This is a genomic window from Pseudomonas sp. JBR1 (assembly GCF_028198185.1).
GTDB classification, from domain to species: domain Bacteria; phylum Pseudomonadota; class Gammaproteobacteria; order Pseudomonadales; family Pseudomonadaceae; genus Chryseomonas; species Chryseomonas oryzihabitans_E.
This window is the reverse complement of record NZ_CP116340.1, coordinates 815970-837214: the sequence shown is the minus strand read 5'-3', so window position 1 is coordinate 837214 and position 21245 is coordinate 815970. Positions and strand designations below refer to the sequence as shown.

General features: G+C 66.5%; 18 protein-coding genes. 5 read left to right on the top strand and 13 right to left on the bottom strand.

What is annotated here, in order from left to right:
- Positions 1-50 precede the first annotated feature (50 nt).
- The 8 genes from PJ259_RS04000 to PJ259_RS03965 form a co-directional block, all read right to left on the bottom strand.
- A complete protein-coding gene (locus PJ259_RS04000) occupies positions 51-782 on the bottom strand; it encodes a GntR family transcriptional regulator (protein ID WP_133861704.1) in 732 nt (243 codons plus the stop codon).
- A 281-nt stretch (positions 783-1063) separates the two neighbouring features.
- Positions 1064-2218, bottom strand: coding sequence for a M20 family metallopeptidase (locus PJ259_RS03995; protein ID WP_271654808.1), 1155 nt, complete (start codon positions 2216-2218; stop codon positions 1064-1066).
- Positions 2218-3612 carry a M20 family metallopeptidase gene (locus tag PJ259_RS03990; RefSeq protein WP_271654807.1) on the bottom strand — a complete coding sequence of 465 codons (1395 nt, stop codon included), beginning with the start codon at positions 3610-3612 and terminating at the stop codon, positions 2218-2220. Before PJ259_RS03990 ends, PJ259_RS03995 begins: the two co-directional genes overlap by 1 nt.
- Before the next feature lie 14 nt (positions 3613-3626).
- Positions 3627-4589, bottom strand: coding sequence for an ABC transporter ATP-binding protein (locus PJ259_RS03985; protein ID WP_271654806.1), 963 nt, complete (start codon positions 4587-4589; stop codon positions 3627-3629).
- Positions 4586-5581: an ABC transporter ATP-binding protein gene (locus tag PJ259_RS03980; RefSeq protein ID WP_271654805.1), complete on the bottom strand. Its 996-nt coding sequence runs from the start codon at positions 5579-5581 to the stop codon at positions 4586-4588. The genes PJ259_RS03985 and PJ259_RS03980 overlap by 4 nt, the downstream gene beginning before the upstream one ends.
- A 15-nt stretch (positions 5582-5596) precedes the next feature.
- Positions 5597-6499 carry an ABC transporter permease gene (locus PJ259_RS03975; protein WP_271654804.1) on the bottom strand — a complete coding sequence of 301 codons (903 nt, stop codon included), beginning with the start codon at positions 6497-6499 and terminating at the stop codon, positions 5597-5599.
- Between the two features lie 8 nt (positions 6500-6507).
- A complete protein-coding gene (locus PJ259_RS03970) occupies positions 6508-7425 on the bottom strand; it encodes an ABC transporter permease (RefSeq protein WP_271654803.1) in 918 nt (305 codons plus the stop codon).
- Between the two features lie 198 nt (positions 7426-7623).
- Positions 7624-9144, bottom strand: coding sequence for an ABC transporter substrate-binding protein (locus PJ259_RS03965; protein ID WP_271654802.1), 1521 nt, complete (start codon positions 9142-9144; stop codon positions 7624-7626).
- Between the two features lie 172 nt (positions 9145-9316).
- Between PJ259_RS03965 and PJ259_RS03960 the strand changes: the two genes are divergently transcribed.
- The 4 genes from PJ259_RS03960 (at position 9317) to PJ259_RS03945 (ending at position 13305) form a co-directional block, all read left to right on the top strand.
- The gene (locus tag PJ259_RS03960) at positions 9317-10222 is read left to right on the top strand and encodes a LysR family transcriptional regulator (protein ID WP_271654801.1); all 906 of its coding nucleotides are present in this window, start codon (positions 9317-9319) and stop codon (positions 10220-10222) included.
- Between the two features lie 290 nt (positions 10223-10512).
- Positions 10513-11565 (top strand): ABC transporter substrate-binding protein, encoded by a 1053-nt coding sequence (locus PJ259_RS03955; protein WP_271654800.1) that lies wholly within the window; start codon positions 10513-10515, stop codon positions 11563-11565.
- 58 nt (positions 11566-11623) lie between these two features.
- Positions 11624-12511: an ABC transporter permease gene (locus PJ259_RS03950; RefSeq protein WP_271654799.1), complete on the top strand. Its 888-nt coding sequence runs from the start codon at positions 11624-11626 to the stop codon at positions 12509-12511.
- Positions 12511-13305, top strand: coding sequence for an ABC transporter permease (locus PJ259_RS03945; protein ID WP_271654798.1), 795 nt, complete (start codon positions 12511-12513; stop codon positions 13303-13305). Before PJ259_RS03950 ends, PJ259_RS03945 begins: the two co-directional genes overlap by 1 nt.
- Before the next feature lie 201 nt (positions 13306-13506).
- On the opposite strand, the gene PJ259_RS03940 is transcribed toward PJ259_RS03945, so the two are convergent.
- From PJ259_RS03940 to PJ259_RS03930, 3 genes are all read right to left on the bottom strand, one after another.
- The gene (locus tag PJ259_RS03940; protein ID WP_059314842.1) at positions 13507-14595 is read right to left on the bottom strand and encodes an ABC transporter ATP-binding protein; all 1089 of its coding nucleotides are present in this window, start codon (positions 14593-14595) and stop codon (positions 13507-13509) included.
- A 159-nt stretch (positions 14596-14754) separates the two neighbouring features.
- The gene (locus tag PJ259_RS03935) at positions 14755-16038 is read right to left on the bottom strand and encodes an NAD(P)/FAD-dependent oxidoreductase (RefSeq protein WP_271654797.1); all 1284 of its coding nucleotides are present in this window, start codon (positions 16036-16038) and stop codon (positions 14755-14757) included.
- 33 nt (positions 16039-16071) lie between these two features.
- A complete protein-coding gene (locus PJ259_RS03930; RefSeq protein WP_271654796.1) occupies positions 16072-16788 on the bottom strand; it encodes an HAD-IA family hydrolase in 717 nt (238 codons plus the stop codon).
- A 333-nt stretch (positions 16789-17121) separates the two neighbouring features.
- On the opposite strand from PJ259_RS03930, the gene PJ259_RS03925 reads away from it, so the two are divergent.
- The gene (locus PJ259_RS03925) at positions 17122-18465 is read left to right on the top strand and encodes a tetratricopeptide repeat protein (RefSeq protein ID WP_271654795.1); all 1344 of its coding nucleotides are present in this window, start codon (positions 17122-17124) and stop codon (positions 18463-18465) included.
- Here the strand turns inward: PJ259_RS03925 and PJ259_RS03920 are convergent.
- Together PJ259_RS03920 and PJ259_RS03915 are read right to left on the bottom strand one after the other, a co-directional pair.
- Complete coding sequence (locus tag PJ259_RS03920; RefSeq protein ID WP_271654794.1) at positions 18456-19823, bottom strand: glutamine synthetase family protein; 1368 nt, start codon at positions 19821-19823, stop codon at positions 18456-18458. The genes PJ259_RS03925 and PJ259_RS03920 overlap by 10 nt on opposite strands.
- Positions 19820-21220, bottom strand: a complete 1401-nt coding sequence (locus PJ259_RS03915) for an aspartate aminotransferase family protein (RefSeq protein WP_271654793.1) — start codon at positions 21218-21220, stop codon at positions 19820-19822. Before PJ259_RS03915 ends, PJ259_RS03920 begins: the two co-directional genes overlap by 4 nt.
- Between the last annotated feature and the right edge of the window lie 25 nt (positions 21221-21245).

Genomic DNA, 21245 nt, shown 5'->3' with positions numbered 1-21245 from the left:
CTCGGCTGGCGATCTAGCCGCCGCAGAACGCTTCGCTACGCAGACAGGCGTTAGCGAATATCCACGCTGTAGCGGAAATGCTCCGCGTGGCCGCGTGAACGACGCCACTCCAGCGGGCTACCCGCGTAATCGCGGGCCAAGCGCTCGATCACAATCACCGGACTGTTGACCGGTACCTGGAGCAGGCGGGCATGCACGTCATTCACCGATTCGGCGGTCAGCGTTTCTTCGGCCGAGGCAACAACCTGTCCGCACACCTCTTCGTAGATCGGATACAGCAGCGGCCCTTCGCGACTGAGGTCGATCTCCAGCAGCGCCTGGAACCGCTGGCGGGGCAGCCAGATTTCTTCGGCGAGCACCGGCTTAACATCGAGCAGACGCACGCGGACAATACGAATGACCAACGCATCGGCGGGCAACCCTAGCGCTTGCGCTACGGCCGAAGGTGCGGCAACGGGCTCGATCGAGAGGATGCGACTCTCCGGGACCTGGCGCTCACCGGAAACCGTCTGGAATCGGAAGAAACGAAACAAGGAGGATTGAAACTGCGCCCGTCGAATGAACGTCCCGCGCCCTTGCTGACGTTCCAGAATGCCCTCACTGACCAAGGCATCAATCGCCTTGCGCACCGTGCCGGTGGACAGCTGATATTCCGCAGAAAGCGCCGCTTCGGTAGGGATCGCCTCCCCCGGACGCCAGCGATTATTGGCGATCTGCTCAGCCAATTGGTCACGCAGGCGTTGGTACAGCGGCAGTCGGGCATCACTGGATAAAGAATTCATCGACTTTATTCACCTTGTTATCTAGTCATCTATATGAATCTTGCAGCGAGTATTTGCCCAGACAACTTCGCTGTCAAGGAAGGGCCTTTTCTCTCGCTGACGAATGGCTGCCCTACCGCCCTTGTCATCGACAGGCAGGTCTTCGCCAGCAATATCAGATCCTGGCCGATTGCTGCCCCGAACCAAGGGCAGCTATGAATCGATAGCTCGAGGATCTAAAGCCGCCAATTGTGGCCCTCCCCGACCAGGAGTCGCACCTGTTTCGGAAACCGGCGTGAGGGTCAGGCCTTTACGGCCAGGGCCAGGATGGTCGCCACCAGCGCCTGGGTGCGTGGAACCAGGGTATCGAGCACCAGGAATTCGGCGTCGGTGTGTACCTTGCCGCCCACGGGGCCCAGGCCACAGAGGGTGGGCACGCCCAGGCTGGCGGTGAACCCGGAGTCGGCGCAACCGCCGGTGAATTCGCCCTCGACGCTGAAGCCGAGGTCCTGGGCCTCGCGCTGGTAGAGAGCCAGCAGGTCGTGGCTCAGGTGCGCCTCCATCGGCAGGAACAGGCAGGTGGGTTCGACACGGGCGGCTGTCCCCGGCACCTCCACCTCGGCGATGATGGCCTCGATGCGCGCCTGCAGCGCGGGCCAGTCGGCCAAGGCGACGAAGCGCACATCCAGGCGCGCGGTGGCGCTGGGCGCCACGGTATTGCTGGAGGTGCCGCCCTCGATGAGGCCGACGTTGGTGGTGATGCCGCGCTCGTAGTCGGTCAGGGCGTGCAGCTTGGCCACCTTGAGCGCCAGGGCCTGGATGGCACTGGCGCCCTCGGCGTGGCTGACGCCGGCATGGGCGGCACGACCGCTCACGCTGATAGCCAGGGTGGCGCCGCCCTTGCGCGCCTTGACCACGTTGCCACTGACCCGCCCGGGCTCGCAGTTGAGCACGGCCCGGGCGCCGCGGGCCGCCGCTTCCAGGTGCGGGCGAGCCGTGCCGGAACCGATCTCTTCGTCGCCGGTGTAGAGCACCCGCACCGGAAACGGCAACTCGCCGGCGCGCTTCAGCGCGCGCAGCGCGAAGCAACTCGCCACCAGTCCACCCTTCATGTCCGCGACGCCGGGGCCATAGGCCCGGCTGGCATCGCGGGTGAAGCCGCGGCTGGCCACGGTGCCCGGCGGAAAGACGGTGTCGCGGTGGCCCAGCAGCAACACCGCAGCGCCGGTGGCGGGCCCCACCTGGGCGGCGAGGACGTCACCGAAGTCGGCGATCGGCGTCCGGGCAACCTCGATGCCGTCTTCGGCCAGGGCGGCGGTGAGCACTGCACCGACGGCATCGACGCCGGCCTTGTCGTAGCTGTTGGAATCGGTATCGACCAGGCGTTGCAGGAGAAGGGTCATCGGCTCGCGCTGGGTGGCGAGCCACTCCAGGGCGGCGGTCTCGGCAAGGGACATCAGCTGCGACTCCAGCGATCGCCCAGGTCCCAGAACAGCCCGGCCATGAGTTGCAGCCCCTGCCGCACGACCGGGGCCAGGAGATGCTCGTTGGGCGCGTGCTGGGAGCAGGCGGGATAGGAATGGGGTACCCACAGGGTAGGCAGTTCGAGAATGTCGGCAAAGATGTCATTGGGCAAGCCACCGCCGAAATTGGGCAGCAAGGCGGGCTTTTCGCCCAGGGTGTGGGTCAGGGACGTCAGGGCCCAGTCCACCCAGGGATTCTCCGGGTCCAGCCGCGAGGCGTGGAGGATCTCGTCCTTGGCACGGGTGACGCGCACGGCGGCGAAACCCCGTTCGGCCAGGTGCGCCTCGATCAGCGGAATGAAGGTCGTGCAGTCGCAGCCGGCGACGAAGCGGATCTGGCAGTGGGCACGGGCACTGCCGGGAATGGCATTCACCGGCGCCTCGGGATTGCCGGTGGTGAAGGCCAGCAATTCGAAGGTGTTCCAGCCGTAGACGCGTTCGGCCGGGGTCAGCCCGGGCTCGCCCCAGCGGGGATCGATGGCGGGATCGCCCGGCGCGCCGCCCACCTCGATGTCGACCAGAGCACGGCGCACCGGTGCGGGCAGCTCGGTGGGCTTGAGCCCCGCGACCTGGATCTGGCCCCTGGCATCCACCAGGCTGGCCAGGGCATGGGCGAGGATGATGCCGGGATTGGCCAGCAGCCCGCCCCAGTTGCCGGAGTGATGGCCGCCTTCGCGCAGGTCCAGGTGCAGGTCGAAATTGAAGGTGCCCCGGGCACCCAGGAACAGCGTGGGCCGGGATGCCGAGACTCGCGGACCGTCGGAGGCGAGGAACAGGTCGGCGGCCAGGGCCAGGCGCTGCTCCTGGCAGAAGGTGCGCAACCCGACCGAGCCGATCTCCTCGCCCATCTCCAGCAGCAGCTTGACGTTATAGCCCAGGCGCCCGCCGCGCGCGGCGATCACCTGCTCCAGCGCCGCCAGGTTGAGCAGGTGCTGGCCCTTGTTGTCGGCGGTACCGCGGCCGTACCAGCGCTCGCCCTGCTCCACCAGCGTCCAGGGCGCAAGGCCCTCGCGCCAGCGACTGGCGTCGCCGCGTACCACGTCGCCGTGGCCATAGCTGAGCAGGGTCGGCAGCGTCGGATCCTCGATCCGCTCGGCGACCAGCAAGGGCCCCTTGCCGGCGACCGGGTTATCCAGCTGCCGGCTGCTGAAGCCGAGACTGGCGACATAGGGGGCGATGAATTCATCCAGGTAGCGCTGCAGCTCCGCCTGGCGCTCGGGTTCCTGGCTTTCGGTGGGATGGGCCACCGCGGAGGCGAGGCGCGTACGGAAGGCGCCGCTGTCGAAGTGCGCGGCGGCAAGCTCAAGGGCATGGGTACGGCTGGTCATGGCGGACTCCGGGGTCAGGCGGGTTCGGGCAGGTGGCAGCGCTTGCTGCCGCCGGGGATGGTTTCGCGTTCCGGATAGCGCTCGGCGCAGGGGCCGAAGCAGCGTGGGCAGCGGGGATGGAAGGCGCAGCCGCTGGGCGGCGAGATGGGATTGGGAAAGCTGCCACCCAGGCCCAGCGCCGGGAGCCCCAGCGCCGGATCGGGGGTGAGCACCGCGTCCAGCAGCGCCCGGGTATAGGGATGCGCCGGCTGGGCGAACAGCGCCGCCCGCTCGCGCTCCTCGACGATCTTGCCGAGGTACATCACCGCCACCCGGTCGGCCAGGTGTTCCACCACCGCCAGGTTGTGGCTGATGAGCAGATAGGTCAGGCCGAATTCACGCTTGAGTTCCAGCAGCAGATTGAGGATCTGCGCCTGCACCGAGACGTCCAGCGCCGAGGTGGGTTCGTCGCAGATCAGCACGTCCGGGCGCATCACCAGGGCGCGGGCGATGGCCACCCGCTGGCGCTGGCCACCACTGAGCTGGCCGGGATGGCTGTCGGCGGCGCGCCGTGGCAAGCCCACCACATCGAGCATCTCCGCGACCCGCTGTTGCTGTTCGGCGGGCGTGCCCAGGCCATGCACCTTGAGCGGCAGCGCCACGATCTCGCGCACCGTCTTGCGCGGATTGAGCGACGAATAAGGGTCCTGGAAGATCGGCTGGATGTGCCGGGCCATGCGCTTGCGATCCACCCCGCGCAGGTGCTCGCCACCCACCAGGATGTCGCCGCTGGTGGGCGCCAGCAGCCCCAGCAGCAGCTTGGCCAGGGTGCTCTTGCCACACCCCGACTCCCCCACCAGCCCCAGGGTCTCGCCGCGATAGAGCCGCAGGGAGATGCCATCCACCGCCTTGAGGGTGGCAGGCGGGCGGAACAGGCCGCGACCCAGGGTGAATTCGCGGCGGATGTCACACAGCTCCAGGGCGATCTCGCGGCTCATCGCACACCTCCTACCCGGCGCAGGGGTTCGCTGGGCAGGGCAAAGTGGCAACGCGCCAGGTGCGCGCCCTCCTCCAGCAAGGGCACGCTGTCGGCGCAGGCCGCCACCGCCTGCGGGCATCTATTGCGAAAGGCGCAGCCGTGCTGCTCGCCAACCAGGCTGGGCACCAGGCCGGGGATGGCGCCCAGCGGCTGGCCGGGACGGGTCCGGCCCGGTACCGGGATGCTCTCCAGCAGGCCACGGGTATAGGGGTGCCGCGGCGCGGCGAAGAGTTCGGCGGCCGGTGCCTGCTCGACGATCTGGCCGGCATACATCACCGCCACCCGGTCGGCGATGCGCGCCACCAGGCCCAGGTCGTGGGTGATGAAGACGATGGCTGTGCCGAATTCCCGCTGCAGGTCGCGCAACAGGTGCAGGATCTGCGCCTGGATGGTGACGTCCAGCGCCGTGGTGGGTTCATCGGCGATGATGAGGTCCGGCTCGCACAGCAGCGCCATGGCGATGACCACGCGCTGGCGCAATCCGCCGCTGAGCTGGTGCGGATACTGGCGCAGGCGCTCGCCGGCGTTGCTGATGCCGACCTTTTCCAGCATCGCCTCGGCCCGCGCCCAGGCAGCCTTGCGATCCAGCCTGCGGTGGCGCCGCAGCACCTCGGCGAGCTGGTCGCCGATGCTGTAGGCCGGATTGAGGGCGGTCATGGGTTCCTGGAAGATCATCGCCAGGCGATTGCCGCGCAGGTCGCGCATGCCCCTTTCACCCAGGGTCAGCAGGTCGTGTTCGCCCAGCGTCAGCCGCGCCGCCTGGCGCCGGGCCTGGCGCGGCAGGAGATCCATCAGCGCCAGGGAGGTGAGCGACTTGCCGCAGCCGGATTCGCCCACCAGGCAGAGCATCTCGCCCCGCTCCACCTGCAGGTCGAGGCCGCGCACGGCGTGTAGGGTGTCATCACCCAGGGGGATATCGATGCGCAAGTCTTTGACGTCGAGCAGTGCCATGGTCAGTCCTCCGCTTTAGTTGCGCCCACTGGGCGCGGCCAGGTCCCGGATACCGTCACCCACCAGGTTGATGGCCAGCACCAGCAGCATCAGGGCGATGCCGGGAGTGGCGATCACCCAGGGCGAAAAGAACATGTAGGGCTTGCCCTCGGCGATCATCAGCCCCCAGGACGGCAGCGGCGGCTGCACGCCCACGCCGAGAAAGGACAGGGTCGCCTCCAGCAGGATGGCGTGGGCCATCTCCAGGGTGATCACGACGATCAGCGCCCCCAGCACATTGGGCAGGATCTCGCCGACGATGACCCGCCAGGGCGAACAGCCCAGCGCCTGGGCGGCGGCGACGTATTCGGCATCGCGGATCTGCTGGACGGCGGCGCGCACCACCACGGCGAAGCGATCCCACAGCAGGCAGCCGAGCAGGATCACCACCACCTGCAGCGAGCCGCCCACCAGGGAAGCGGCGGCCAGGGCCACCATCACCACCGGCAGGGCCAGGCGGGTGGTCACCAGGTAGCTCACCAGGGCATCGACCTTGCCGCCGTAGTAGCCGGCGAGCACCCCGAGCAGGGTGCCGATGGCGCCGGAGATGAGCGCCGCGGCAAGGCCGATGAACAGCGAGATGCGCGCCCCATAGAGCAGGCGGGAGAGGTAGTCGCGGCCGAGCTTGTCGGTGCCCAGCGGATGGGCCCAGGTGCCCTTGGCCATCCATACCGGCGGTTTCATCCGCTGCATCACGTCTTGGGCGTAGGGATCGTGGGGCGCCAGCCAGGGCGCGGCCAGGGCGGCGAACACGATGACGACGAGCAGCACGGCGCCGAGGGCGAAGCCGCGGTGGCCGAACCAGCGGCGCAGCTGGCGGCCCAGGGTCGGGCGCGGCGGGAGATAGTCGTCGAGCACGAAGGGATTGGCGACGGTCATGGAGTCTCCTAGCGCACGCGAATGCGCGGGTCGAGCAAGGCGTTGAGCAGATCGGCCACCAGCGTCAGCACGATGTAGATCAACGCGATCAAGAGGACGATGGCCTGCACCACCGGGAAGTCGTTGCGGGCGATAGCGTCCCAGGCCAGCTGGCCGATGCCCTGCAGCGAGAACACTGCCTCGATCACCACCGAGCCACCCAGCATGAAGCCGAACTCCACCGCGGCCAGGGCCACCACCGGGATCAGCGCATTGCGCAGGGCGTGCTTGAACAGCACCCGCGCCGGACTCAGGCCCTTGGCCCGGGCGGTGCGGATGTAGTCGGCGCCCAGCACATCGAGCATCCCGGCACGGGTCAGGCGCATCAGCGAGGGGGTGGCGTAGTAGCCCAGGGCGATCGCCGGCAGGATGAAGTGCTGCCAGCTGGTATTGCCGGACACCGGCAGCCATTTCAGGGTGACGGCGAAGATGACGATCAGCACCAGGGCGAACCAGAAGCTGGGCATCGCCTGGCCAAAGGTCGCCAGGGTCAGCGCCAGGCGGTCGATCCAGGTGTCGCGCCGGACCGCGGCCAGCACCCCGAGCGGGATGGCGATGAGTAGCGCCACCAGCAGCGCGATGGCGCCCAGGGTCAGGGTGATGGGCAGGCGGCTGGCGATGAGATCCCGCACCGATTCCTGGAAGAAGAACGACTGCCCCAGGTCCAGCTGCAGCAACTGCCCGATCCACTCGACGTACTGCGCCGCCAGGGGTTTATCGAGTCCGTGCTGATGACGCACCACCTCGATTTGCTCGGCGGTGGCCTCGGGGCCGGCGATGGCGGTAGCCAGGTCGCCGGACAGGTGCAGCAGGAAGAAGCTGATGAGGGAAACGGTAAAGGCCACGGCCAGGGCGATACCCAGGCGGCGCAGGAGATAGGCGGACATGTTCGGCTCCTCGGCTGAGAACCTGTTCAAGCGCTGCTGCGCGCTGCGCGTCGGCCAAACGGCGTTGAAAAGGCCTTTGGAATGCTCATTTACCATTCGTAAACTCCGCTTCCTCAGGCCTTTTCGCCTTGTTTGGCTCTAGCTCGCGAGCGCTTGAACAGGTTCTGAAGGCGCCCCCGTGCGGGGCGCCGGGACGGATCAGTTCCAGTGGGCCAGGGCGAATCGCGGCAACTCGTCCGGATAGGGCTGGAAGGCCAGGTCCGAGGTGAAGGCGTAGTTGATGGAATAGTTGAACACCGGTGCCCAGTAGGCCTGCTCGGCGATCCGCTGCAGCGCCTTGCGGTAGTTGTCCTTGCGCACCGCCGGATCCATGGCGGTGTCGGCCACCTTGAGCCAGTCGATCACCTGGGGATCCTTGGCCACGTCGTCGGCATTACCCTTGAAATACACGCCGGTGGCCGCCGAGGCATCGGCGATGGAGAAGGAACCCCAGGCGAGAAAGGCCATGGGCACCTTGCCGGCGCGCTGCTGGTCACGCAGGGCGGCGTATTTCAGATAGCGCAGCTTGGCGTCGATGCCCACCGCACGCAGGTCGCCGATCAGCGCCTCCACCACGTCGCGATCGCGGTAGGCGAAGATCTCGGTGCTGAAGCCGTTGGGATAGCCGGCGGCCTTGAGCAGCGCCTTGGCCTTGGCCGGATCGTAGGGATAGCCCGGCACCGCCTTGGCATCGCAGCCGAATTGCTCCGGATAGCAGGCCACCTGCAGCGGCTGGCTGCCGCCTCCCATGAGCTGACTGGCGATGGCTTTGCGGTTGATCGCGTAGTTGACCGCCTGGCGCACCTCGGCCTTGGCAAAGGGCGAATCCGGGCTGGAGGCGCCCTGGGCGTCCATGCTGAGGAAGCCGATCCTCATGCTGGCGCCGCTCTCCACGGTGAGGCTGGGCGCGGCCTTGAGTTGCTCGGCCTGGTCCGGCGCCACGCGCCAGGCCCAGTCGATGCCACCGGTCATGAGCTCGGCGAGCCGGGTCTCGGCGTCGGGGATGACGCGGAACCTGATGTGGCCGATGCGCGGCTGCCCCTGGGGGCTGTCCTTGAAATAGTCCGGATTGCGCTCCAGCGTGACCCCCTGGCCGCTGTTGACCGCAACGATGCGATAAGGCCCGGTACCCACCGGCTTCTGCGCGAAGCCCGCCAGGCCCACCTGCTGGAAATACTTGCCGGGATAGATGGGCAAGGGATTGGCCAGGTACTCCAGCGCTGCCGGAAACGGCTGTTTGAGGTGCAGGCGGACCTTGTATTCGCCCAGCTTCTCGGCGCTCTTGATCCAGTTGACGTTCTGCTGGGTGACCACCTTGCCTTCGGGCGAGGCCACGTAGTTGAAGGTGAAGACCACGTCGTCGGCGGTGAAGGGATCGCCGTTGTGGAAGGTCACGCCCTGACGCAGATCGAAGTCGAGGGTCAGCGGATCGACCTGCTCCCAGCGCGTGGCCAGCATCGGCCGGTATTCACCGGTCTGGGGATCGCGGTAGATCAGGGTGTCCCAGGCCAGGTGGGCGAGGATCACCCCTTCCCGGGCATCGTTGTGGTAGGGACTGACGTTTTCGGGTTCGGTGTCGGAGGCGTAGACCAGGGTGTCGTCGGCCTTGCCGGCGAAGGCCTGGCTCTGGGCCAGAAGAGTGGAAAGCGCGATGCCACAAGCGAAACCTTTGAGTCCCATGCCGTCTGTCTCCGGGGCGGTGGTTGGTCAAAGGCAGATCCGCGAAACGCGGGAAAGGAGGAACAGCTGACACCTGTTATTTGGTCTCTTGGCCCGACTCTAGGTCTTGCTATCCCATGCCACAAGCAGAATATTTAGATACGAGCCATGCCTTTTCGGCAAAGGAGGCCCCATGCAGCCCTACGGAATCCAGTCCACCGCCCTGCGCTATTTCCTCGAGGTGGTGCGTTGCGGCTCCATCAGCGAAGCCTCTCAACGGCTCAATGTCGCGGCCAGTGCCGTGAGTCGCCAGATCGCCAAGCTGGAGCGCGAGCTGGAGACGCCGCTGCTCGAACGCCGCGCCCGTGGGGTGGTGCCCAGCGCCGCCGGCGAACGCCTGGCGGTGCACGCGCGCAAGGCACAGCTGGCCAGCGAGCAGGTGGCGGCGGAACTGCGCGGCCTGGCCGACCTGCGCCGCGGCCAGGTACGCCTGGCCACCACCGAAGGCTTTTCGCTGGACTTCCTGCCCGAGGTGATCGCCGCCTTTCGCCAGGGCTACGCCGGCATCCACTTTTCCCTGGAAGTCTGCGCCCCCGCCGTGGTGACCCGCCGGGTCCAGGAAGGCGATGCCGATCTGGGGCTAACCTTCAGCCTGAGGCCCGAGCCGGATATCCGCGTCGAGGCCACCCTGAGGGGCGCCATCGAAGCCGTGGTGGCGCCCGACCACCCGCTGGCCGGCCGTACCGGCCTGAGTCTGGCCGATCTGCAGCCCTATCCTCTGGCGCTACCGATGCCCGATACCACGGTGCGCCAACTGTTCGACATCTGCTGCGGCGTCCAGGGACTCTCCTTCGAGCCGGTGCTGGTAAGCAACAACATGCAGGCGCTCTACCGGTTCGCCGCCCTGGGCGGCGGTGTGGCGCTCTCCAGCGAACTGAGCCTGCGCAGCCGGCTACGCGAAGGTCAGCTGCTGGCCTTGCCGCTGCAGGATGAAGGCCTCGCGGCCCGGCGGATCGAACTGCAGAGCATGGCGGGTCGCGAATTGCCGCCGGCGGTCAATGCCTTCCGCCAGGCACTGATCGCGGCGCTGGTTCCTTAGCGCCGCAGCACGAAAGGAACCGTCCATCCGGAGTGGTTGGCGACATCTGTTGTTTTAGCCTCCTAGCTGCAGGTCGCTTCCGCGATGAAAAGAGGCTGGTGTTGCTCCCCAAGCAATACATGTCGCCTGCCTCCCGCAAAACGGGAGATTGCGTTCCCGTGCCCGGGATTTCAGCGCATTCGTATTTAACAGAATCATTACAGTGACCGGAGGCGAGAACGCACGCAGCGCGATCAGGGGATAACAAAGGTTCCGCCATTCTCAAGCTCTGCCACTACGGGAGATAGACCATGTCTCACCTAAGCAACCAGGTCACCTCGCTGGTCGTCGCCCTCGGGCTGACAAGTCTGGCGACCGCCAGCAGCGCTGAAGAGATCACCTTCGTTTCCCAGGGCGGTGCCTATCAGGAGGCCCAGGCCAAGGCCATTCTGGAGCCGGCGGCGCGGAACCTGGGGTTGACGCTGAAGCAGGACAGTTCACCCAAGGCCTATCCGATCATCAAGACCCAGGTCGAAAGCGGTCGCGTCAGCTGGGACGTGGTGGACCTGCCCACCGGTGACTGCGTACGGGGCCAGGCCGAGGGGCTGTTCGAAAAGCTGGACCCTCAGCTCATTCCCAACCTGGCCAAGCTGCCCGCCGAGTTGAAAGACGACTACATGGCCGGCTACATCAGCTATTCCACGGTCCTGGCCTACCGGACCGATGCCTTCGATGACGGGAGCGCACCCAAGACCTGGGCCGACTTCTGGGACACCAAGAAATTTCCGGGTGCCCGCGCGCTGCGCAATCTGCCGCGCCCCACCCTGGAAATCGCGCTGCGCGCCGACGGGGTGCCGGCCGACCAGCTCTACCCGCTGGATGTCGACCGCGCCTTCAAGAAGCTGGAAGCCATCAAGCCGGACATCACCACCTGGTGGACCTCGGGCGGCCAGTCCGCCCAGCTCATCAGCGACGGTGAGGTGGACATGGTGCAGATCTGGAACGGTCGCGCCTCCGCCGTGCAGGCCGCCGGGGCACCGGTGGCCTTCACCTACAACGACGGCATCCTGGAAACCAATTCCCTCTGCGTCCTGAAGGGCACCAGGCACCGGGAGGCGGCGATGAAGTTCGTCAATGAAGCCATCAGCGCCAAGCTGCAGGCGGCCCTGCCGATGATCATCGACTACGGCCCGCTCAATCCGGAGGCCTTCAGCCTCGGCACCATCCCGGCCGCGCGGCGGGCAGTGCTGCCCTCTTCGCCGGAGAACCTGGCCAAGCAAGCGGTGCTGTCCGCCAAATGGTGGGCCTCGGCCGAGGGGGTGAAGGCAGAAGAGCGCTGGCTGTCCTTCGTCCAGGCCAAATAATCGGAGGCTTCCGCGCATGACCCAGTCGACAACGATCCAGACCTTGCCCGGAGGCGCCTTGCAAACGTCGGAACAGGGGCTGTTCACCAGCCCCGCCGTGGTCAAGGAGGAGCGCAGGGAGCATCTGACGATGGTGCTTCTGCTGACCCCTGCGCTGCTGATGGTCGCCCTATTGCTGGTGCTCCCGCTGCTCTGGCTGGGCCTGCAATCCGTGCAGGGCGAGGAAGGCCTGTCCCTCGCCAACTACACCCGCATCTTCACCGAAGCCATCTACTGGGACACCTTCAGCACGACCTTGCAGATCAGCGTGATCGTGACGGTCCTGTCCATCCTGCTGGGCTTTCCCATCGCCTATGCCGCGGCCCGTACCCGCGGCTTGCTGTCGAGCCTCATCCTGCTTTGCGTGATCCTGCCGTTCTGGACCAGCGTGCTGGTCCGCTCCTATGCCTGGCTGGTGCTCCTGCAGCGCCGCGGCGTCATCAACCAGACACTCCTCGACCTGGGCATCATCAGCCGTCCCCTGGAGCTGGTGCATAACGCGACGGGTACCGTGATCGGTACGCTGCATGTCATGCTGCCCTTCATGGTGCTACCGCTGTACTCGGTGATGAAGAAGATCCCCAACGATCTGCTGCTGGCGTCCGACAGCCTGGGCGCCCGGCCCTTCTATACCTTTCGCCGCGTCTTCCTGCCGATGGCCGCACCCGGGGTGATGGCCGGCTCGATCCTGGTCTTCGTCATCTGCCTCGGCTTCTTCATTACCCCGGAACTGCTCGGCGGCGGACGCACCGTGCTGGTGTCCATGCTGGTCCAGCGCAACGTCGAGCTCTACCACGCCTGGGGCGCGGCCAGTGCGGTCGGCCTGACATTGCTGGCCGCGGTGTTCCTGATCTTCTGGGCGGTGAACAAGATGATTCCCATCGAACGTGTACTGGGGGTGCGCTGATGAACATCCGGCAAGGGCTCAAACCGTCGCGCCTCCTGTTCACCCTGCTGGTCGGGCTGATCCTGCTGTATCTGGTGCTGCCGATCCTGATCGTGGTGCCGATGTCGTTTTCCGAGGCGCGCTTCCTGCAGTTTCCGCCGAAGGCCTACTCGCTGACCTGGTACCAGGCCTTCTTCGACAGCATCGAATGGATGTCCGCTACCAAGGTGAGCTTCATCACCGCGGTGGCCACCACCCTGATCAGCCTGCCGATGGGCATCGCAGCGGCCTATGCGATCAGCAATTCGTCACTCCGGGTCATGCGGACGCTGCAACTGGTCCTGCTGCTGCCCATGATGGTGCCCATCATCCTGATCGCTGCCGGCGTCTTCTTCGTCTACGCGCGGGTCGGCATCATCAGTACGCTGTCTGGCCTGGTCCTCGCGCACATCATGCTGGCGCTGCCCTATGTGATCATCGCCGTGCTGGCGGGGCTGCGCAATTTCGACATGACCCAGGAAATGGTCGCCCGCAGCCTGGGCATGAATCGCTTCCGTGCCTTTATGGCCGTGACGCTGCCGCAGATCAAACCTAGCGTGGTCTCGGCCGCGCTGTTCGCCTTCATCACCTCCCTCGATGAAACCGTGGTGGCCCTGTTCATCTCCGGTGGCAACAACGAGACCATCACCAAGCGGATGTTCACGGCCCTGCGTGATGAAATCGATCCGACCATCGCCGCCATCAGCACCATGCTGGTCGCCATCACCCTGCTGATGGTGTTGATCGCCGGTCGCGGCGGCAAAGAGCACGCCTGACGGGAAGGCGTGCAGCGGCGCAACTGTCTTATCGCGGCGATGGCGGTCCGCCCGGCCGCTCCTACAGCATACCCTGAACTGTAGGAGCGGCCGCATCGGCGGACCGCCATGGCCGCGATAAGGCCTGGACGGTAAAGCGCCAGGTGATCTATGAAAAAGCCGGCATTGGCTCAGTGCCAATGCCGCTGGGCCAAGCCCTTGTCAGGCCGCGCGGGGCACCACGATGGTGTCTTCCGGATGCAGTCGCAAGGACAGCGACGCCCCTACCTGGGGCAGCTGCAGATTGCCTTCGTGATGACTGGACTGGCGGAAGCTGATCCGCTGCTTGTTTTCCAGCTCGACGAAGATCTTCAGGCTTTCGCCCTGGAAGACGATGTCGATCACCTGGCCGCGCAGGCGATTCCAGTCGCCGCCGGCGATCTCGCTGTCCAGCAGCAGCTTCTCCGCCTGGACGGCGAGGAAGAGCTCGCCGGAAAGCGGTACGGGCCGAGCCGTGCGCAAGGGCGTCTGGCCCAGCAGCAACTCGCCGCCGACACCCCGGGAAAGGGGTACCAGGGTGCTCTCACCGATGAAGCTGGCGACGAAATCATCGCTCGGGTGATCGTGCAGGCGACGCGGGGTATCCACCTGCACCAGCTTGCCACCCTTCATCACCGCGATACGGTCGCTCATGGTCAGGGCTTCGCGCTGGTCGTGAGTGACATAGACCATGGTGGCGCCGAGGCGCCGATGCAGGGCGCGCAGCTCGATCTGCATGACGTCCCGCAGCTGCTTGTCCAGCGCCGACAGGGGTTCGTCCATGAGGATCAGCCTGGGCTCGAAGACGATGGCACGGGCGAGCGCCACCCGCTGGCGTTGCCCGCCCGATAGCGCGGCGATGTCGCGATCTTCATAACCTTTCAGCTCGACCGTGGCCAGCGCCCGCAACGACCGTTCGCGGGCACTGGCCGCCTTCTCCCCGCGCGCCTTGAGCGGGAAGGCCACGTTTTCCAGCACGTTCATATGGGGGAAGAGCGCGTAGTTCTGGAACACCACGCCAATGTCGCGCTTGTGCGGTGGCATCAGGGTCACGTCGCGGTCGCCGAAGAAGATCCTGCCGGAACTCACGCGATTGAAGCCGCCAAGGATGCTGAGCAAGGTGGTCTTGCCCGAGCCGGACGGGCCGAGCAAGGACATGAACTCGCCCGCCTCGACCTTGAGGTCGACATTGTCCAGCGCCTTGAGGGTGCCGTAGTGCTTGCACACCTTGTCGATGGTGACCGACTCGAAGCCTTCGTTGAAGCCCTGCATGGTTCCTCCTGCGGCGCGATGGCCGTGAGTCTGCGATGCAGCCATCTCACCATAGTACCCACTGGTGGAAATGCTCTTTTCAGCGCCGCCGGTATTGCTTCCTGCTGTTCTCGAAGAGCCCACGCACAGATTGTGTTTGGCGACCCGCGTGGCCGAGGATCAGCGCCCGACCGCGTCGAGGAACTGCTGCCAGCCGGCCGCCAGGCGGACACCGGGGGCGCGAAAGGCATGCAGCGGAATGGGGTTGAAGCCCTCGCTGACCATGAGGCCCAGTTCCGGCGTCTCCCCCAGGCTCAGGGCTGCGACCTGCTGGCCCAGATAGGTCGAGAGCGCCACGCCCCCGCCGTTGTAGCCAACGGCATAGAATTGGCCGTCGTCCAGCTGACCGGCGTGGGGCAGATAGTCCAGGGTCATGGCGACCAGGCCGGACCAGCGATAATCGATGCGCGCGTCGGCAAGCAGCGGAAACACCGTGCCCAGACTGCGCTGCAGATCGCGAAAGGCAGCTTCGGAGTCGGTGCTGCCAAAGGCGCCACGGCCGCCGAAGATCAGGCGGTTCCCGACCAGGCGGAACCAGCGCAGCATCCTTTTGGTATCGCCGCAGACCTGTCCGCCCGGCAGGATCCGGGCAAGGACATCCGGCGCCAGCGGTTCGGTGGCGATGATCGCGCTGCGGAAGGGAATCAGCCGCCGATGCAAGGTGGCGGTCGCCGCCGTCTGGTTGGAGTAGCCGTTGGTGGCATAGATCACCTGTCGAGCCAGCAGGCTACCGGTTGGGGTACGCAGGCGAAAACCACCCTGTTCCCGCTGTACCGACGCGACCGGACTGTGCTCGAAGAGCCCGATCTGGCGCTCGACCAGGGTCCGCGCCAGCCCCCGTGCGTAGTTGAGCGGATGGATGCCGCCGGCTTTGGGCGTCAGCAGGCCACCATGGTAGAGGTCCGATCCCGTCAGTTCACGGACCTGCTCGCGGGAGATGATGACCGAAGAGGCACCACCGGTCTCCCGACTGATCCACTCGGCGGTGCTCCGCAGGCCGGCCAGCGCGCGTTCGGTATGGGCAGCGGCGATGTGCCCGCAGAGCTTCAGCTCGGCCTCGTGCAGCCCCAGCCGTTCGATGTTTTCCGCCAGCGCATCGATGGCGGCATAGCCGAGATGGTACATCTGCAGGGCGGCCTCGCGACCGTGCCGGGCCATCATCCCGGCGAAGCTGAAGCGGAACTTGGGCGATACCACGCCACCGTTACGGCCGCTGGCGCCCCAGCCCAGGCTGTTCGCCTCCAGCACCACAGGCTCCTGGCCGGCCTGCACCAGGCGATGGGCCGCCGCCAGCCCGGTGAACCCTCCACCGACGATGGCCACATCGCAGCGGTGGTCGCCCTGGAGCGCGGTCAAGGTCGGCGCCGGTAGCGCAGTGGCGTTCCAGAGGGAATCGGGAGTCATCAGGGCGTCCGCCAGCGAGGGTTATGGCCGTGCTCAGGCCGATTGGCTGAGCAGCTCGGCGTCGACGGCGTCAGCCAGTTCCGCCAGCGAACGAAAATGATGGGTCGGCTCGGTGCGCTCGGACTCGAGCGTGCCGCCGGAACCCTGCTTGTCGAAGCGCCGTTCGATCCAGCAGGTCGGATAGCCCAGGCGCATGGCGACACCGATGTCGTGGTATTGGCTCTGGGCGGTGTGGATGATGTCCTCGAAGCGGATGCCGTCGGTCGACAACGCACCCCGCACGAAGGCGAAGTACTGCGGATCGGGCTTTTCGTAGCGGGAGTCATCGATGGTGAATTCGTGATCGAAGGGGTTTTCCAGGGTCTTGGCCATGAAGTCCAGGGCCCAGCGCTGGGCATTAGTCATGGCCACCAGCTTGAAATGCTTGCGCAAGCGCTTGAGGGCTTCGACCGAATCCGGGAACGCCGGCCAGTTCCTGACCGACTGCGCCAGCCCTCGGGCGTGCTCCTCGCTGTCCGGCAACCCGAGTTGCGCCGCCATGAGGTGATAGCAGCGCTCCAGGTCGTCCGGGAACCAGCCTGCATCCTTCTTGGCCCGGGCATAGCGGTATGCCTGAAGAATGTCGTCATCGCCGTGCGCCTTGCCGGCTTCTCCACTGACCTGCCGTACGTGATTGAGAATGCCGGCTTCGAAATCGATGAGCGTGCCGACGACGTCGAAGGTCATGGCTTTGAACGGGCGGAAGGACATGGGTGAAGGCTCCTGGGTCTGAAGTGTCTTCAGTATCCTCGCCCCTACTCGACAGAAGTTTCGTTTTGGCCCAGGGGTGAAACACAATCGGCCGTTTGCGGGCGCTTGCTCGTCTTAATATGGGGTGACACTAATCGTGCCCTGGCGCAGCGCGCGCGCCTTGAGTGACTTCCGCGCCTGACGCAGACAGATCCGTTCCCGACGATGAGACTCACTCATGTCACCTTGAGCGACGGGCGCTATCCAGCACCCGGCCTGGCTGCTATTCATGGCGCCTGACAGCGCGCCGGCGCCCGAGCCGCGGCACCCTTTCCCGGATGACAGACACACACGATGCCCACGCCTTATACCGACCGCTACGACCTGCCACTGTCCACCTCTTCCGCCCTTGCCGCCGACCGCTATCGGGATGGCGTCGATCTGCTGCTGTCGCTTTGGCCGGGGGCATCGGAAGCCTTGGACGAGGCCATCGCCGCTGACCCCGACTTCGCCCTGGCCCACGCCGCCCGGGCACGCCTGCAGTTGATCGACAACCAGGCGGGTGCAGCACGGGATGCCATCGCCCTGGCACAACGGTTGGTCGAGCGACGCGGCACACCGCGTGAGCGCAGCCATGTGGAGGTCCTGCAGCGGCTGATCGCCGGCGAATCCGCCCAGGCGCTGCAAGGCGCGCTGGCGCATGCCGACCGCTGGCCGCGGGACATCCTCATTCTGGGTCTACCCTTGGGAGCCTTCGGCCTGCTGGGATTTTCCGGACGCGCCGATCATGACCAGGCGCGGGTCGACCTCTGTGAACGCCATGCCCGCCAGTTCGCCGCGGATGACTGGTGGTTCCTGACCTACCGCGGCTGGTCACTTGGCGAGAACGGCGACGTGGTGCGGGGCCGGCAGATGACCGAGCGGGCGTTGGAGCTACGCCGATACAACGTCAACGCGGCCCATGCCCTGACCCATGTTCTGCATGAATCCGGTGACAGCCAGGCCGCGGAAGCCCTGATCGCCGGCTGGCTGCCCGAGTATCCCCGGCACGGTACCCTGCATGGCCATATCGCCTGGCATGGTGCCCTGGTGGCGCTGGAACGGGGCGACAGCCAGGGCGCACTGGATCTCTATCAGCGGTTCGTAGCACCGGCGGCGTCCACCGCCGGCCCACTCAATCGGGTCAGTGACAACGCCTCCTTTCTCTGGCGCCTCGGCCTCTATGGCCACGAGGTACCAGCGGACCTCTGGCAGGCCACGGCCACCAGCGCGACCGGACTGTTCCAGCAGCCTGGCCTGGCTTTCGCCGACATCCATATGGCCCTGATCGCCGCGGCAACCGGTGATCGCAAGGCGGTGCAGGAGCGGGTCGCCGGACTCGAAACCCGTTTGCGCGCCGGCAACCTGGCAGCCGGTCCGGTCGCCCCCTGCTCTGCCGCGCCCTGCTGGCCTTCGCCGACGAGGACTATGAGGGCTGCGCTCGGCTGCTGGAGCCGTTGCGCGCGGATGTCGCCCGCATCGGTGGCAGTGGCGCCCAGCGCGAAGTCATCGAAGACACCCTGCTGGTCGCCCTGCTACGTGGGGGCGACCACACCAGGGCCGGCGCGCTGCTGGACGAGCGCTTGCACCGACGGCCTTCACAGCGGGACCGGCGCTGGCAGGCCAGCCTGGCGCTTTGAAGAAAACGCTCAGGCGTGAGTCAGATACCAGCGCCAGTCCTGCTCCCCTACCTCGGCCATGAACTGCCGGTACTCGGCACGCTTGATGGCGAGATACACCTCGATGAACCGGTCCCCCAGCGCCTCCTTGATCCATGCAGAGCGTTCCAGCGCCTGCAGCGCGGTGAGCCAATCGGTGGGCAGGAAGTCGGTGGCCTGCTCGTAGCCGTTGCCGACGATGGCCGGTCCGGGGTCGCGTTCGTCACGGATGCCTTCGTGGATGGCGGCGAGGATGGCCGCGGCGGCCAGATAGGGATTGGCATCGGCGCCGCAGATGCGGTGCTCGATATGGCGGCTGCTGGCCGGACCACCCGGTACGCGCAGGGAGACGCTGCGGTTGTTCACGCCCCAACTCTTGGCCAGGGGCGCGTAGCTGTTGGCCTGGAAGCGCCGGTAGGAATTCGCGTTGGGGCAGAAGATCGCCAGCGCATCCAGCATCCGGTGCAACATGCCGCCGATGGAATGCCGCAGGAGCGGCGTGCCCTGTGGATCTTCGCTGGCATAGAGGTTGTTGCCCTCGGCATCGGCCAGGCTGACGTGCAGGTGCAGGCCACTGCCGGCCTGGTCGCCGAAGGGCTTGGCCATGAAGCAGGCCTGCAGGCCGTGGCGGTTGGCCACGCCCTTGACCAGGCGCTTGTAGCGAATGCCTTCGTCGATGGCCTGGAGGGCATCGACGCGGTGCAGCAGAGTCAGTTCGAGCTGGCCGGGGGCGTATTCCGAGATGGCCGTACGCACCGGCAGCCCCTGCACTTCGCAGGCGGCATAGAGATCGTCGAGAAAAGGCTGCAATTGCTCCAGTTCGTAGACCCCATAGACCTGCGGTGAACCCGGTCGCACGCCATTCATCTGCACGGCCGGTTGCGGTCGGCCCTGGGCGTCGCGGGCGCGGTCGAGCAGATAGAACTCCAGCTCCACCGCCATCACCGGCTGGAAGCCGTCGGCCTGCAGCCGTTCGATCACCTGCACCAGCGCATGGCGCGGATCGGCGGGCGTCGCCGGCAGGCCCTGAGTCGGATGCATGCTCACCTGCACCTGGCCGGTCGGGGTGCTGCGCCAGGGTTGCAGAGTCAGGCTGGCGGGCAGTGGATAGGTCCAGCAGTCGACATCGGCCACTTCCCAGACCAGGCCGGTGGCCTCGACGTCTTCCCCCTGCAGGGTCAGCGCCAGGATGGAGCTGGGCAGCGGCCGACCCTGCTCGTAGATGGCCAGCAGTTCGTCACGGTGCAGCAGCTTGCCGCGCGGCACGCCGTTGGCGTCGATCAGGATGAGTTCGATGCTGCGCACCTCGGGGTGCGCAGCGAGAAAGTCCCGAGCTTCCTGGGCGTCGGCGAATTTCATGGCTGCACCTCCCGAGCGCCTGGCAGCGCCAGCAGTTCGGCAAGCCCCTGGTCGAGGGTAGCGAGCAGCAGATCGACGTCTGCGGGCGCCAGGTCCGGGCAGCACAGGGTCATGTTGTGAAACGGCGTGATGAGGATGCCGCGGTTGATCAGGTAGAGATGCAGCGCCTGTTGCAGACTGTCGTGGAAGGCGGCCTCGGCTTCCGCACCGGTACGGGGCGGTGTGGCGCAAAACTGGAATTCGCAACGCGCGCCCAGTTCGGTGACCGACCAGGCGAGACCATGGCGGGCGATCACCTCGCGCAGGCCGGCGGCGAGTCGCGCCGCCAGCGGCAGCATCCGCGCATAGGCGGCCGGGGTCATCACCTCTTCGAGGCAGACACGCAGGCAGCGCATGGCCAGGGCATTGGCCGACAAGGTGGTCCCCATGCCGCTGTGCCCATGGCCGTGGCTGGTCTCGCTGGCATGCTGCTGCGCCAGGCGCATCGCCTGGGCCATCTCGTGGCTGCAGCCATAGGCCGCACAGGGCACACCACCGGCGATGGGCTTGCCGAAGGTGATGAAATCCGGTTCCAGATTCCAGGCGCGGGTGCAGCCGCCAGGGCCGGTGGACAGGGTATGGGTTTCGTCGAGGATCAGCAGGGTGCCGTACTGGCGGGTCAGGGCCCGCACCCGATCCATGAAGCCCGGTTCGGGCAGCACCATGCCGATGTTGGTCATGGCCGGCTCGCAGATCAGCGCGGCGACGTCGCCCTTCGCCAGCGCCGCCTCCAGCGCCACGAGGTCGTTGAAGGGCACGGCCCGGCTGGTCTCGGCCAGGTTGTGCGCCTGACCGATCAGGCCGCCACGGTGCACGGTACGGCCATCCTGGTGGCGCACCATCACGTCGTCGACGGTGCCGTGGTAGCAGCCGTCGAACACCAGCAGCATCTTGCGATTGGTGATGGCGCGCGCCCAGCGGATGACATAGCGGTTGGCGTCGGTGGCCGTGGTCGCCACCTGCCAGAACGGCAGGCCGAAGCGCTCGGCGAGCAGTTCCCCGGCAACGACCGCATCCTCGCCCGGCAACATGGTCGTTAGGCCACGCGCCCCCTGCTCGGCCAGAGCGCGCGCGATGGGCTCGGGCGAGTGGCCGAACATGCTGCCGGTATCGCCCAGGCAGAAGTCGACGTAGTCGTGACCGTCGACGTCATGGAAACGCGAACCCTGGGCATGGCTGACGAACAACGCGCTGGGCATCGACCAGTCGCTCATCCAGTGCATGGGTACGCCGCCGAACAGCGACTGCCTGGCCCGCTCGGCCAGGGCGAGGGATTGGGGGTTGCGCGCAAGAAAGCGTTCGCGCTCGCGCGCGGCGAAGGCCTCGACGGCCGCTTCGCTGATGCCACTGGTGGTCATGTCGGACTCCTCTTGAGGTGAAGGG

Bases quoted from the DNA above. Each gene is read 5' to 3' on its own strand.
- PJ259_RS04000 (WP_133861704.1), bottom strand. From the start codon at position 782: ATGAATTCTTTATCCAGTGATGCCCGACTGCCGCTGTACCAACGCCTG.
- PJ259_RS03995 (WP_271654808.1), bottom strand. From the start codon at position 2,218: ATGTCCCTTGCCGAGACCGCCGCCCTGGAGTGGCTCGCCACCCAGCGC.
- PJ259_RS03990 (WP_271654807.1), bottom strand. From the start codon at position 3,612: ATGACCAGCCGTACCCATGCCCTTGAGCTTGCCGCCGCGCACTTCGAC.
- PJ259_RS03985 (WP_271654806.1), bottom strand. From the start codon at position 4,589: ATGAGCCGCGAGATCGCCCTGGAGCTGTGTGACATCCGCCGCGAATTC.
- PJ259_RS03980 (WP_271654805.1), bottom strand. From the start codon at position 5,581: ATGGCACTGCTCGACGTCAAAGACTTGCGCATCGATATCCCCCTGGGT.
- PJ259_RS03975 (WP_271654804.1), bottom strand. From the start codon at position 6,499: ATGACCGTCGCCAATCCCTTCGTGCTCGACGACTATCTCCCGCCGCGC.
- PJ259_RS03970 (WP_271654803.1), bottom strand. From the start codon at position 7,425: ATGTCCGCCTATCTCCTGCGCCGCCTGGGTATCGCCCTGGCCGTGGCC.
- PJ259_RS03965 (WP_271654802.1), bottom strand. From the start codon at position 9,144: ATGGGACTCAAAGGTTTCGCTTGTGGCATCGCGCTTTCCACTCTTCTG.
- PJ259_RS03960 (WP_271654801.1), top strand. From the start codon at position 9,317: ATGCAGCCCTACGGAATCCAGTCCACCGCCCTGCGCTATTTCCTCGAG.
- PJ259_RS03955 (WP_271654800.1), top strand. From the start codon at position 10,513: ATGTCTCACCTAAGCAACCAGGTCACCTCGCTGGTCGTCGCCCTCGGG.
- PJ259_RS03945 (WP_271654798.1), top strand. From the start codon at position 12,511: ATGAACATCCGGCAAGGGCTCAAACCGTCGCGCCTCCTGTTCACCCTG.
- PJ259_RS03940 (WP_059314842.1), bottom strand. From the start codon at position 14,595: ATGCAGGGCTTCAACGAAGGCTTCGAGTCGGTCACCATCGACAAGGTG.
- PJ259_RS03935 (WP_271654797.1), bottom strand. From the start codon at position 16,038: ATGACTCCCGATTCCCTCTGGAACGCCACTGCGCTACCGGCGCCGACC.
- PJ259_RS03930 (WP_271654796.1), bottom strand. From the start codon at position 16,788: ATGTCCTTCCGCCCGTTCAAAGCCATGACCTTCGACGTCGTCGGCACG.
- PJ259_RS03925 (WP_271654795.1), top strand. From the start codon at position 17,122: ATGCCCACGCCTTATACCGACCGCTACGACCTGCCACTGTCCACCTCT.
- PJ259_RS03920 (WP_271654794.1), bottom strand. From the start codon at position 19,823: ATGAAATTCGCCGACGCCCAGGAAGCTCGGGACTTTCTCGCTGCGCAC.
- PJ259_RS03915 (WP_271654793.1), bottom strand. From the start codon at position 21,220: ATGACCACCAGTGGCATCAGCGAAGCGGCCGTCGAGGCCTTCGCCGCG.